The following is a 14146-nucleotide window of genomic DNA, read 5'->3' on the forward strand; positions in this document are numbered from 1 at the left end:
ATGACTCCTTTTTTAATCCTTAATTTTAATCAAATGATTCTTTGAATCATCAAATTGTATTTTTACCTGATTAAACTAAATTTTAAAGACGATGTTTTTTAGTAAACAAAGATGCTAATATTTGTTCAGTACAAAGTTAGCACTCTAATTTTGTATGTATTGTTACGATAAAAAAAATCGCGAAAAATCGACTTACTTTATTTTATTTTCAATCATTGAAAATGCTGTAAGCGACACATAGCCAATCTCTCTATTGGTCAGCGTTCCCAAGGGCTTGGATATTTCAAGCATCGTTAACAGGTTTCCACAGTTTTTCTGTGCCTGAATTTTCGATAGGACGCACCATGAATCGACCTTTATTTATTATTTTTTCAACAATTGTTTTAGATTCGATTGGAATCGGAATTGTATTCCCATTACTCCCCTCATTACTTAAAACGCTAAGCCAACAACAAAACGTAGCACTCTTGATGGGTTTTTTCATCAGTTGTTATGCAATGATGCAATTCATTTTCTCTCCGATTTTAGGCAGTTTAAGCGATAAAATAGGGAGAAGACCTGTACTGTTAATTTCTTTAGCTGGCTCAACGATCAGCTACCTATTATTGGCTTTCTCTTCGCATTTAAGTTGGTTGTTCATCGGAAGAATCATTGCTGGAATGACCAGTGCCAATATGGCTGTCGCTTCAGCCTATATCGTTGATATTTCATCAACAGAAAATCGCGCCAAGTACTTTGGTAGATTCAATGCCATGTTTGGTTTGGGCTTCATTATAGGTCCTATACTCGGTGGACTATTAGGACAATACGGACTCCAACTCCCCTTTCTGATCGCTGCATTGTTGACGGGCTTGAATTTTTTAATTGCTCTCTTTGCTTTGGCTGAATCTCACCCCCAGCATGTCGCTATTCAAAACCATGCCAGTTTAAATCCATTTAAAATATTTAAATGTGTATTTACTCAACGAAACCTACTCCCCCTGTTGTTAATATTTTTTATTTTTAGTGCCTGTGGTGAGGCTTATGGGGTTTGCTGGGCACTGTGGGGACATGACACCTTCCATTGGAACAGTTTTTGGGTCGGACTCTCTTTAGGTACTTTTGGATTATGCCAAGTTCTGGTTCAATCCTTGCTCCCTCAACATGCTGTCAAATTTTGGGGTGAACGAAATACGATACTCATTGGCCTAGGTTGTATCTTTGTCGCATTAAATATCATGGCATTTGCTCAACAAGGCTGGATCATTTTTGTCATCATGCCAATTTTTGCCTTAGGCAGTATTGGAACACCATCCTTACAAGCGTTAGCATCTGCAAAAGTTTCCGCAGATCTACAAGGACAATTTCAAGGCTTGATTGCATCTACCGTGAGTCTGGCTTCTGTCATTGCTCCCTTATTCTTTTCAAGTATTTATTTCCACTTTCATACTCAATGGTCGGGTGCAATCTGGTTAATCGTTGCAATTATTTATTTGCTTGTATTTCCTTTGATACTCTTTCAACTCAGAGCTAAACCGCTTTAACTTTCAGCTAACTATCTTGTTTTATAAACGGGTTTATCTCTAGCCATATTCTGAAGAAACAAAAAACCCGATTGAAATCAATCGGGTTTAAATCGTGAAATATTAAGTTTAGCCGTTAAAATGCTCTAATAAGGTTTTTTGTGCATTATGTATGGTTTCATCTTCTTTAGGTTGAGCACGAACCCATGTACCATCACCTTGTAACAACCAAGCTTGAGTATTATCTTTAAGATAATTCACCAAACCTTGCTGATAAATACGCTTTTTCAGTGCAGGATCTTCGATTGGGAAACATACTTCGACACGATTAAATAAGTTTCGATCCATCCAGTCCGCACTTGAGCAATAAATACGGGCATTTCCGTTATTACCAAAATAATAAACACGGGTATGTTCCAAGAAGCGTCCAACAATTGAACGCACACGAATATTTTCAGAGAGGTTTGCTAAACCTGGACGTAAACAGCAGATTGAACGAATAATCAAATCTACTTGTACACCTGCTTGCGAAGCCTCATACAACTTATTGATTAACTGAACCTCTGTTAAAGCATTCACCTTAACAATAATTTGAGCAGGTTTACCCGCTTTGGCATTGGCAATTTCATCATCAATATAAGCGATTAACTGTGCATGTAAGGTAAATGGCGCATGTAGAAGTTTTTTCAACTTCGCCATTTTCCCCATGCCCGTCAACTCTTGAAAAATACGATGCACATCTTCACAGAGTTCTTTGTCTGTGGTTAATAAACCATAATCGGTATATATGCGTGCATTGGTTGCATGATAGTTGCCTGTTCCTAAATGAACATAGCGAACAAGTTTATTATTCTCACGGCGAACCACCAAAATCATTTTAGCATGTGTCTTATAACCCACAATACCATATACCACCACGGCTCCTGCTTCTTGTAATACATTGGCAACAGCAATATTTGATTCTTCATCAAAACGAGCACGCAGTTCGATCACCGCAGTCACTTCTTTACCATTTCGTGCTGCTTCAGCTAAGACCTGTACGATTTCAGAGTCAGCACCACTACGATACAATGTTTGTTTAATCGCAAGAACTTGAGGATCTCGTGCTGCTTCACGCAACAAATTGATTACAGGTGCAAAAGATTCGAAGGGATGGTGCAAAAGAATATCTTGCTTCTGCATCGCTGAAAAAATATTTTCAGACTTTTTCAATACTTTTGGAATTGCAGGCACATGTGAATCATAGCGCATATGTGGACGTTTAAAATTTGATACTAAACGTGCAAGGTTTACTGGTCCATCGACTTTATAAAGTTGTTCTTCTTCTAAATCAAATTCATCCAACAAGTATTCATATATGTGTTTTGGACAGTTTTCAGTGACTTCTAAACGCACCGCACGACCAAAACGACGTGAACTCAATTCACCTTTAAGTGCTTTCGCCAAGTCTTCAACATCTTCGTTCAGCGCTAAATCTGCATTACGTGTCACACGGAACTGATAGCAACCTGTTGCAGTCATCCCTGGGAATAAATCAGAGACATGTTCATGAATAATCGCAGACAACATCACAAAGTGTTCTTTGCCACCTGTTAACTCATCAGGTAAACGTACCACACGTGGTAAAGAACGAGGTGCTGGAACAACAGCTAAATCAATTTGTCGACCAAAAGCATCTTTACCTTCTAAAGTGACAATAAAGTTTAAGCTTTTATTTACTAAGCGTGGGAATGGGTGTGCAGGATCAAGACTAATTGGCGTCAATACAGGCGCAACTTGTTCTTGAAAATATTTTTTAATCCACACCGATTGAGCAGGTGTCAGTTCTCCACGACGTAAGAAACAAATATCTTCTTCACGGAGTTTCGGGAAGATCTCTTCATTTAAGATACGGTATTGGCGTTCAATGGCTTCATGGGCTGTTTTAGAGATTTGATCTAGAACTTGCTTAGGTGTAAGCCCGTCAGGTGAACGACTTTCATTCCCCAGCGTTAATTGCTCCATCATTCCAGCGACACGAATCTCAAAAAACTCGTCCATGTTGCGAGAAAAAATCAGCAAAAAATTCATACGTTCTAGTAGCGGATGCAGAGGATCAACAGCTTGCTCTAAAACACGCAAATGGAAATCTAGGATAGAAAGTTCACGATTGATATATCGTTCATTATAAGAATATTCTGTCGGTGTTGTTGGAGTCACTGCGGTATTCATGCAATAAACCTGCATCAAGAAAATGTCATTATTCTAGTATGCTTCAAATTTATGACAATTTCATAAAAAAAGCATCACGATATAAAAAAAGCACATTTTTTTGTGCTTTTCTTAGGGGCTGTGGACATTTCATAAATGACTTGCGTTGTAGGTTAAAATTGAGCAGGCAAGGCATGAAATGAAGAGAATAGCGAGACTATTTTTAAGTTTCATAACGTAGCCTGAGATAATTTTAGCCACAACCCTTCGGGACTAGTGTGTTTTTTGTCGCTTCGTCGTTACGAACTACTCATTTAGAATGACTAAATTTCGTATTTCATGCCTAGAATCGTCTAAAAAACACACCTAGTCGCAAACATAGACGAATTATCCACAGACCCTAACATCATAATTTCACTTTTTAAATATTGCAGATTAATTTGGGATACGGGTATAACGCATATATTTTAATACCAGTTTTTTTCGATAGAGCAATTTAGGATCATTGCGATTTTCTTGATAGTATTTGGGATTGGTCAAAATCACCGCTAAAAAGGCTGCTTGCTCTCGATTTAAACTTTTTGCACTTTTGGCAAAATAATAACGTGAAGCAGCTTCTACACCATAGATATGATCGCCAAACTCAACAGAATTCATATACACTTCAAGAATACGCTGCTTGGTCCACATACGCTCCATCATGGTCGTTGCAATGGCTTCCTGCCCCTTACGAATCACTGAACGGCGGTTATAGAAAAATAAATTTTTAGCCAGTTGTTGCGAAATGGTTGATCCCCCAGCGACAACTTTGTCTTTCTTTAGATTACGTTGCAAAGCATCTTCGATCCCATCCCAATCGAAACCATGATGATCTAAAAACTTGGCATCTTCAGCCGCAACAATCGCATGCTTAATGTTGTCGCTAATATCATCATAATTTCGCCATTGATGTTCAATAGGCTTGAAATCAGAAAAATAGGTCCAGCGCATAAACATTGTGGTTTCTACATCATGGGTACGCCAATACACTAAACTGGAGAAAATCCATAGCTGAATCAAAATCAAAATACTGATTATGATTAACAAAGCACGAACAATAAAAGCTTTCATCTCAGCTGTTTACTCCGAAAATGCTGACATTTCATGTTAAGCTGAATCTATCAATAAAAAGCTAAGAAATAGCATGTCGAATTATCAAGACTCATCCATCTATAACTCACCCAACACGATTGGCAAAATCACCTTATTGTTAATTGCAATCAATGTAGGCTTATTCGCCATCCAAGTTTTGTCAGGCGTTAATATTACTGACCCTACCACATTGGACGCTTTGCGTTGGGGTGCTGATTATGCACCTTTAACCTTTCTAGAGGAACCTTATCGTTTATTCAGCAGTATGTTTTTTCATTTTGGCATTTTGCATCTGTTGATGAATATGTGGGCACTGTATATTTTTGGTGATGTGGCTGAAAAAACCTTTGGGAAATTTTATTTCTTAGGGCTGTATTTATTAGCGGGGTTGATGGGAAGTCTACTCAGTGGCTACTTGGATATTCGGAATAGTTATGAATTTTTACAGCACTTTGACCAAAAACTGATTCCTCATGTATCCGCTGGAGCATCTGGGGCAGTAATGGGCTTAGGGGGTGCTTTAACCCTACTTTCTTTGTTCCCACCTACTCCAAACCAGAGATTTGTTCTGGATAAAAGATCACTCTTAACTGTGCTTGCAATCAACTTAGCGTTCGGCTTCCTTGCTTCTGGAATCAACAATGCTGCGCATATTGGAGGCATGTTAATGGGAGCTGTGATGGCTTTAGCTTGGTATGTCATGCAACGTATGAAAGCACCGATTGCTGTAAATATGATCATTGTGATTTTAGGCATCGCTGTTACATATGCGACATATCTGTATTGCCAACATTTGGTGGGTCCAATTACGCCACTTTGGCAAGAAGCAGTTTCACAAATGCGAGCGCAATTACAATTTTGATCAGCAGTGTATCTGCAAAATTTAAATCATCCCTAAAAATTAAAGTATTTCAGTCGAGGATTTATAGTCAATCTGTTGAAAAATGCATACAGCAAAATATAAGTTTTCTTGATTCATAAAATTACTGCTATGGATTATTGTTTGGCGATATAAAGCATTCAATGTCTCACTTTACATCTAAAGTTTTAATTCAAAGAAGCTCACCAAAAAGTGAGCCTCTTTATGACCATCACTTCACAATATCCATAAACTGGAATAGTCAGAATAGCGCAATGATTGCTGTTCAATCATCTTGTTTTAATTCAGTTCTCTTAAGCTCTGTAAAGGTGGAATATCTGACAAATAGCTTAAACGGTACCTTCCGATTACTGCACATAAGACCGCCATCAAAATAGGCAGAATAAACCAAATTTCCCAGTGAAATTGTAAAGGCATCTCCATACGATAACTGGCAATCGCACTAATTACTTCAGCAAAGAAACACGACACAATCCCTGCCAACAGCCCAATAAAACCTATTTCCATGCTCATCATGTTTTTTAACTGTCGTTTTGAGCTGCCGAATGAACGTAATAGCGCGACTTCTCTTTTGCGCTCATCCATCAACAAATTAATACAAGCAATCAAAACTAGAAAACCCGACAAACTGACCAAGACAGCCAATACTGTAATAATTTTCACCAAGACAGAAACCAGTTGTCTAATTTCATCAAAAATTAAAGACACATCGATAAACACTGTATTTGAAAATTGTTGGATTAAATTGATCATTTTAGCTTTGTCCGCAGGTGACACATAAAAGCTTCCTAAATAGCTTCCTGCATTTTCATCCAAAGTCTTAGGCGTAAAAATAAAGAAGAAATTTGGGCTAAAACTTTGCCATTGAACGGTACGTAAATTTACCACCTGAGCTTGCAAATTTCCTTCTGGCAAACTAAAGGTTAAACGGTCCCCTATCTTAATCCCCAACTCTTCAGCCAATTTTGCTTCAACCGAAACTTGTCCAACATCTGTCAATTTAGACTGACCAGCAACAATGATATTGTCCTGTGGATAATGATCTGCTTGAGTTAAATTTAACTCACGGCGTAATGAATTATTACTTTTTACCAACGAATCAGGAAAAGCCTGACCATTTTTAGCCAGCAAACGCCCTTTAACATTGGGATATAGTGGTGTACTTTCCCAGTGATGTTGCGCCAACTGTTGTTTAAATGCTTCAAGTTCAAATGGAGGTAAACCATAAATAAATTGATTTGGAGTACCTTCAGGCAACTGTTGCTGCCAACGCTCCAATAAATCAGTACGTAATACAGCCAATACCGTAATTAAACTCAAACCTAGTGCCAAAGCTGTGATTTGCAAAGCTGTTTGGGAAGGTGTTCGAATATAAGCAGAGAAACGACTTTTCATTGCTTTCAGCGCCTTTAAGACTGAGCAAACCATCGCATACAATAATCCAGTCAGGACAATGACTGCACCCATGATCACTGCTGTCAGCGTTAGATTCTCAGTCAATACCAAGCTAAAAATAATCAGACTGATTAAACCTGTCGCCATCATCCATAATATAGAGCCTGCTGATTTTTCCTGTTGGCGAATAACACGTATCGGAGGTGTATTGAGCAATTGCCATAAACTCGGCAGAATAAATCCAATCAGTACAATTGCACTGGTGAAAATAGCGATCGGTAATGGACCTAAAAATATCTGCCATATTGAAAATTGTAATTCTAGGTTTGGAATCATTTGCAACATGAGTTGTAGCAATGAATAACCTAAAACCAGTCCCAACAAACTTCCAATCACGATCGCAATCAAAATTACCACAGTCAATAAACTCAAGTAAGCTTGAAAAATCTGTCTTCTGGTTGCGCCCATGCAACGCATCAAGGCAATATGATCTTGATTCTGTTGCACATAACGTTGGCTGGTTAAAGCAATCGCTAAACCACAGAGTAGAATCGTTAGAATATTTGCCAATTGTAAAAACGTATCAAGATTTTCAATCGGTTTTAGTAAACGTGAGTTTCCTTCATCCGCATTACGTAGTCTTAAGTTGCTCTGGGCATCTAAAGCTTGATCCGCTGTTTGCAAGTCTTGTGGAGATGGTTCAGATGGGGTATGAATGAGTTGCGTTTCAGACGCTGGCTGCCCTATTTCTGAAGTCGTAGAATTTTTCTGCTGACCCTGTGTAAATTGCTGGGCAAAATTTTCTTTTTCTTGCGCTTTGAAAGTTTTAAATAAGGCTTGATAAGCTTCAATCGACTGTTTTTCACCCGCCATTAACAGCCGATACTCAATGCGACTGCCGATCTGGATTGCCCCAGTTTTTGCAACATCAGCTTGAGCAATAATCACTGTCGGTGAAAATGCGGAAAAACCTAATTCTTGATTAGAATCATGTTCAATGATGCCCGTGACTTTAAATTGACCATTTGCAATTTGAACTTGATCACCGATATTGAGCTTTAATAATTCTTGGGCTCGTTTACTCAGCCAAATTCCGCCATTTTGTAAGGACTGTTGTTGGCGAATCCTTAACTCACCACGTAAAGGAAATGATGTGTCAATGGCTTTGACATTAACCATCACAAATTGATCACGAGTCGACGCCATAGAACTGAACATCGTGACATGTGACTGTTTTAACTTGAGTTGTTCAGCTTTTTTCAACCATTGAGGGTCAATTGGATTGGTATCACTCAGCACCAAATCAGCAGCTTGCATTTTAGCGGCTTGTAAAGTAACTGCTTGCTTAACCTGATCGTTACTGAACTTTAAAGCCGTGGTCGCACTAATAGCTAAACTCAAAGCAATGATCAGTAAATAAATGCCTGAGCTAGCAAAACTTTGCCGAAATAAAGGTTTAAAAAGATTCAACATTTAAACAACCTCACTTCTCTGTGGGTATCGTAAATGTTCAATCAAATGACCATCTTTTAACTCATAATGACGCTGACATTGCGCTGCCAATTGTGGGTTATGTGTGACTAAAACTAAGGTTGTACCTAATGCTTGATTCAAACTAAATAATAACTGCTCAATCTCATACGCAGTATGTTCATCTAAATTACCTGTTGGTTCATCAGCAAAAATAATCTGTGGATCTGAAATAAGCGCACGTGCGATCGCAACACGTTGTTGCTCTCCGCCAGATAATACTTTGGGTGTTTGTTGACTTTGGCGTGCTAAACCGACTTTTTCCAATAAATCGAGTGCTTTTTGCTCTGCGTGTGCATAATTAAAATCAGAATGTAAACGTAAAGGTAACATGACATTTTCTAAAGCCGACAAATGCGGCAACAATTGAAAAGACTGGAAAACAAAACCAATGTACTTAAGTCGTACCAAAGCCCGTTGCTCTTCATTTAAATGTTCAATATGCTCACCACATACATTGAGTTGACCTGCACTCGCCTGATCTAAAGTTGCCAGAATACCCAATAAGGTTGACTTACCCGAACCAGAGCGCCCTGTAACTGCAACCTGTTCGCCTGCATAAATGTCGAGATTTAAATTTTCAAAAATTGTAAGCGTTTGATGAGGTAATTCTATCTTTTGTGTAAGTTGCTGTGCAGAAATTATCACTTGTGGCATGATGGGAGGAGTTAAAGCATCCTGAACCTTAGACATTGTAAAGTACCTTAAATATGCAAATCAAAACGTTGTTAAATTTGAAAATAATGAAAAGCGCTTTTCATTGTTTATTTTTTAGCATGATCTGTCTGTTGCCCGTTAGTAGTTTTGCAAAAACGATCATGATTTTAGGCGACAGCTTAAGTGCGGGCTATGGTTTAAACCCACAACAGGGTTGGGTCGCATTACTTCAGCAACGCTTAAATCAGCAATTTCCCAAACAACACCAAGTGGTAAATGCCAGTGTCAGCGGAGAAACCACCAGTGGTGCTTTAGCGCGTTTACCTAAATTATTACAAACTCATAAACCTGATGTGGTTGTGATTGAGTTGGGTGGGAATGATGGTTTACGTGGTCAACCACCACAAATGATTCAAAAAAATCTTGCTCAATTGATTCAACAAAGTCAAAAAAGCCAAGCCAAAGTAGTATTGTTGGGTATGAAGATTCCTCCCAACTACGGCGCAGCATATAGCCAAGCTTTCGAAAAAAATTACCAAACCTTAAGCCAACAGTACAAAGTAAAACTGTACCCCTTTTTTATGAATGGCATTGCAGGCAATAAAAACCTCATGCAAAAAGACTTAATCCATCCTAATGCGGTGGCACAAAAAATCTTACTTGATAATGCCTATCCTTTGATTCAAGGCGCACTTTAACACCAATACATTCCAATTAGCTTTAGGCATGGAAGCCTTTGATATAAGCTGAAGAACCACATCCTTACAAGATTAAAATAATCATAATATTCATTATATTAAATATAACATATGGTCAATTATCACAAATAAAACCTTAATCACTTCTTGCCTTTCAACTGAAATCAGGTATAACAGAATCTATCCTTTCTTTTATATGCGTTTTAAATGATGAGTAATTCTAATAATCTCAATCATCAAATGACTTCATTTAAATTTAGCCCTCAAACTGCACTTTTTACACATACCTTTACTTTGATGGCATTTTTGGCGGCTTCAAGCGCACCTACCCCCTTGTATCGTCTCTACCAACAACAGTTTCACTTTTCACCCGTTTTATTGACCTTAATTTTTGCAACTTATGCCTTTGCTTTACTCGCAACATTATTGGTAATGGGTTCTTTGTCAGATTATATTGGGCGTAAACCAGTTATTTTTACCGCTCTCTTTTTACAGATCATTTCTATGGGGTTCTTTCTGTTTGCCTCAAATATTGAAATGTTATTTATTGCTCGAGCCTTACAAGGAATCGCCACAGCTTTGGCTGCATCAACCTTTGGTGCAGCTTTATTAGATTTAAGTAAAACTCATGGTTCATTAATCAACAGTATTTCTCCTATGTTGGGTATGGCAATCGGCATGCTCATGACCTGTATTGTATTGGCGACATCAACGCATGCACTAACTTTAATTTTTGAAATATTCATTTTTATTTTCTTTTGTACCTTGTGTATTGCATATTTTAGCCCTGAGACTGCTGAAAAACGTTCCGGAGCATTTTCATCACTTAAACCGCGTCTTACTGTTCCACCACAAGCACGTAAAGCACTTTGGATTGTTAGTCCAATCAATATTTCTTTATGGATGGTCAGTGGCTTTTTCTTATCCTTAATGCCTTCCCTATTAGCCCAAGCATTTAAAGTTCAATCAGCATGGCTCAATGGTATGATGTTTATTACTTTGACCATTTCGGGTGCAATCGGAATTTTAGCCCTCCGTAGCGCAAAAACACTTAAAATCTTAACTACTGGTTCGCTAAGTATTCTATTTGGTGCAGCAATAATTCTATCTGGCATTCACTTCTCTCTTACACTCTTACTATTTATTGGTTCGGTTGTCACTGGTGTCGGATTTGGTACAGGATTTATGGGCGCAATCCGTACTGTGATGCCCTTGGCTTTACCTGAACAACGTGCTGGGTTAATGGCAACATTTTATGTTGAAAGTTATTTAGCATTTAGTATACCTGCCATTATTGCGGGATATTTTGTCAGCCATATCGGTCTTACTTTTACTGCTGATATTTATATTCTCATGATTATTTTATTAGCTTCTTTGGCTCTTATGTTTGCATTTAAACATCGAAAAAATATCATTTAGTTCAGTATTTGATTTATTCAAACAAGCTTTTCGCAAATAAGATTTAGCAATAATTTGATCCTTTAAATGAAACTGTTCATCATACCTATTACCACTTGGTTTATTTTTTGCTATAGTCAAACCATCGATACGTAAAAATTATATTTATATATTAATCAACATCTTATAAACATTTATTTCCATACATAATCTGGAAATTTTTCTAGAACATATTTACAACTTGATTCTTTCCCGTCTTTATTGACATGTCGATCAAACTCTTTCATACCAGAATTAAGCACTTGTTTACCATATTCTTCACCAAGTTGATCTTTGACACACTGTGCAGAACTAGAAATTAGTTTATTGTTATTTTTACGGTACCCACATTCGATTTGTGCTTTTAATAATATGCCATGCGCATAAACAATCTGCTCACAGTAATTTGGTGCTTTTCCACTTTTCGGCGTTAATGCACTAACTTGTGTTAAACATGAAATTAAGACCAAAAATAATATTTTTTTCATAACAACATCCTTATCAATTTGCTACATCCATTTAAAAATAAAGATCTTATCAAAGAAAAGTTACATTCGGTCATCGCTTCTAATTCCTTCATTTTCTGAATTATTCGCTACTAGAACATCAAACACAAAACCCTTTCATCTAACTTATTATATGTTCATTGCTCTTTACCAAACGCAATTAATATCTCCAAATTCGACAATATTACTTTTAGAACCAACTCATTTGAACTTAACAAATTCGTGATTATTCATGTTAAAAACCCAACAAATTATTTATTTTTTATGGATGAAATTTACACCTGATTTCCGCATAGCAAGTCAGACAATACAGACTTTAGGCTCTCTGAATAACCACTAATTAGGTATTTCCTCCTAGCTTGTACGATCAATTCCAAATAGTAAAATGCATTGGTTTACCCAATTGATCAACCATTAAAATTACATTGACCATGACTTTTGACACACATTGATTTTTAATTAATATTTCATTTATTGTATTTTTTATTATATCCATCGCTTGGATTCTTTTATTCTGGTCAATCCCAGTCAAATCAAGCTCTCCTGAAAATACTTCTACACCCGTATATTTTACCCATGATGAAACTTTTATCTCAGCAATTTTTGATCTGATATCATCTGCTGATTTTTTAAATACTGACGTTTTTGGCAAAACAGTATAACTAAAAAGAAAATCATGAACTGCCACTTCCTAACCTACAAGAACTATCAAAAACGCGAAAGCATAGCATTTTAAAAAATTTAAAAATGAGCAATTCAATCGCCATAAGTTTGTAAATGGCGACAATCATTCATTTTCCTGTGCAAATTAAAAGGCGCATTAAGCGCCTTTACATTTATTAAAAATCAACAACTTAATTAAATTAGTTGCATTATTGTTGCACTTCATATTTTTATCTATTGAATTTTAAATTTGAAAATATCAAAGAAATATCCAAATTAAAAATAATATTTAATTAATCACTTGAAATGGATATGTCTTAAAAAATCTAAGAGCTAATAGGAAATTGTTTAGTAAACTTGTCAAACTCAGTCAATCCAACAACCATTTTTATATAACCTATATAATGTAAAAATATTTCAGAATCTGCAAAATAGTTAGGGTATGCTTCTTTTAAGCCACCAACTGCATCTGTTGATAGTAATGTAATAATCATTTTGTTGTTTTCAGATAATAATTTTTCATATTGCCCATAACGAATAGTTGCAAGTTCATACTCCGAACGATTAAAAAACTCATGTTCAATTTTATGATTAACAACATTTAATCTTATCAATACAAAACCATCTTTATAATTTGTACCTACTAATTTCTGATTAATCTCTTCGGCAGCTTTGCAATATTTTCTCAATTGCTCTTCAAATGTAAATAGCCCAATTTTCAATTCTAAAATTTTTTGTATGTCGATACATTGTCTTGTCAATGTATAATCTGTCAAAACTGTCTTTAAGTATTCTTTTAAAAAAAATTCACGATTATCGTTTTTAAAACCCTTGAGATTTTCCATTAATTGAAATTGGTCACTAACATCTTTAAAAAAATTTTTATAAAATAGAAAACCAGAATTACTCTTTAAGTTTTGATCTGTAAAAATATCAACTATTTCCAAGGCTGTTGCCCAGCTATGTTGTAACTTTGTTCTTATTTGAAATTCAATTTTTCTCTCTTCTTCTGATTCATTATTGAACTTTCCGACCATATGAAGACATCTGTATCCATCATCTTTGGGATTTTCAATATAATTATCCACTTTAATAAGTTGATTATTATTGTAAAAGCAATGCTCATTAATTAAAATTTTATACACGGATTCTACTTGCCCTAGATTAGCAACAACAACCCTAATACCACCAATATCTTGCATATTTTTTAATTGCATTTGTTCAAATCGTTTTAACTTTTTTTTAACAGAATCAAATCTTTTGAGTCTCTTCGCAACAAATGCTTTTTTATCAATTCTATGAATAAAGCGATTTAGTAAGTCGTGTGCAATATTTAACGGCACTATATGGCTATTTCTCCAATATGTAAGAACTGCCATAGTATGTAAAAATGCATCTTCATCTTTCGTTAGATTATCACTTTTTAAAGCTTCACCAGCACGTACAACTTCTTTTTTAGAAAATTTCATAAGTAGAGAAATCTGATTTTTTCGCATTCTATTAGAATTCATATACTTGTACCATAGTTAATTTTTTTTTAATTGAGCAAACAATACT

Annotated in this window: 11 protein-coding genes; 4 read left to right on the forward strand and 7 right to left on the reverse strand. The window is 36.2% G+C overall.

Translation table 11 applies throughout. The features are described from left to right. Positions 1–344: 344 nt before the first annotated feature. On the forward strand, positions 345–1523 hold the full coding sequence (locus tag I9192_RS15830) for a TCR/Tet family MFS transporter (RefSeq protein WP_005033030.1): 1179 nt from the start codon (positions 345–347) through the stop codon (positions 1521–1523). 108 nt (positions 1524–1631) lie between these two features. Here the strand turns inward: I9192_RS15830 and ppk1 are convergent, their stop codons facing one another. Both ppk1 and mtgA read right to left on the reverse strand, forming a co-directional pair. Next, positions 1632–3713 (reverse strand): polyphosphate kinase 1, encoded by a 2082-nt coding sequence (gene ppk1, locus I9192_RS15835; RefSeq protein WP_004829495.1) that lies wholly within the window; start codon positions 3711–3713, stop codon positions 1632–1634. Between the two features lie 414 nt (positions 3714–4127). Continuing rightward, on the reverse strand, positions 4128–4802 hold the full coding sequence (gene mtgA, locus I9192_RS15840) for a monofunctional biosynthetic peptidoglycan transglycosylase (RefSeq protein ID WP_005033033.1): 675 nt from the start codon (positions 4800–4802) through the stop codon (positions 4128–4130). 73 nt (positions 4803–4875) lie between these two features. Between mtgA and I9192_RS15845 the strand changes: the two genes are divergently transcribed. After that, positions 4876–5685, forward strand: coding sequence for a rhomboid family intramembrane serine protease (locus I9192_RS15845; RefSeq protein ID WP_005033035.1), 810 nt, complete (start codon positions 4876–4878; stop codon positions 5683–5685). Positions 5686–5982: 297 nt separating this feature from the next. Here the strand turns inward: I9192_RS15845 and I9192_RS15850 are convergent, their stop codons facing one another. Both I9192_RS15850 and I9192_RS15855 read right to left on the reverse strand, forming a co-directional pair. Continuing rightward, positions 5983–8571 carry an ABC transporter permease gene (locus tag I9192_RS15850; protein ID WP_151800983.1) on the reverse strand — a complete coding sequence of 863 codons (2589 nt, stop codon included), beginning with the start codon at positions 8569–8571 and terminating at the stop codon, positions 5983–5985. Then, positions 8572–9321 carry an ABC transporter ATP-binding protein gene (locus tag I9192_RS15855; RefSeq protein WP_005033039.1) on the reverse strand — a complete coding sequence of 250 codons (750 nt, stop codon included), beginning with the start codon at positions 9319–9321 and terminating at the stop codon, positions 8572–8574. Positions 9322–9371: 50 nt separating this feature from the next. Between I9192_RS15855 and I9192_RS15860 the strand changes: the two genes are divergently transcribed. Both I9192_RS15860 and I9192_RS15865 read left to right on the forward strand, forming a co-directional pair. Next, entirely contained in the window at positions 9372–9983 is a 612-nt protein-coding gene (locus tag I9192_RS15860) for an arylesterase (RefSeq protein WP_042066420.1), read from the forward strand. Between the two features lie 207 nt (positions 9984–10190). Beyond that, on the forward strand, positions 10191–11402 hold the full coding sequence (locus tag I9192_RS15865; RefSeq protein WP_005033043.1) for an MFS transporter: 1212 nt from the start codon (positions 10191–10193) through the stop codon (positions 11400–11402). Between the two features lie 173 nt (positions 11403–11575). Here I9192_RS15865 and I9192_RS15870 read toward each other — a convergent pair whose 3' ends face one another. The 3 genes from I9192_RS15870 to I9192_RS15880 form a co-directional block, all read right to left on the reverse strand. After that, complete coding sequence (locus I9192_RS15870) at positions 11576–11908, reverse strand: hypothetical protein (RefSeq protein ID WP_005033044.1); 333 nt, start codon at positions 11906–11908, stop codon at positions 11576–11578. A gap of 385 nt (positions 11909–12293) precedes the next feature. Further along, the gene (locus tag I9192_RS15875; RefSeq protein WP_005033046.1) at positions 12294–12614 is read right to left on the reverse strand and encodes a hypothetical protein; all 321 of its coding nucleotides are present in this window, start codon (positions 12612–12614) and stop codon (positions 12294–12296) included. A gap of 301 nt (positions 12615–12915) precedes the next feature. Beyond that, the gene (locus I9192_RS15880; protein WP_200149905.1) at positions 12916–14100 is read right to left on the reverse strand and encodes a RelA/SpoT domain-containing protein; all 1185 of its coding nucleotides are present in this window, start codon (positions 14098–14100) and stop codon (positions 12916–12918) included. Between the last annotated feature and the right edge of the window lie 46 nt (positions 14101–14146).

The sequence above is a fragment of the Acinetobacter bereziniae genome, assembly GCF_016576965.1.
In the GTDB taxonomy this organism is placed as follows: domain Bacteria; phylum Pseudomonadota; class Gammaproteobacteria; order Pseudomonadales; family Moraxellaceae; genus Acinetobacter; species Acinetobacter bereziniae.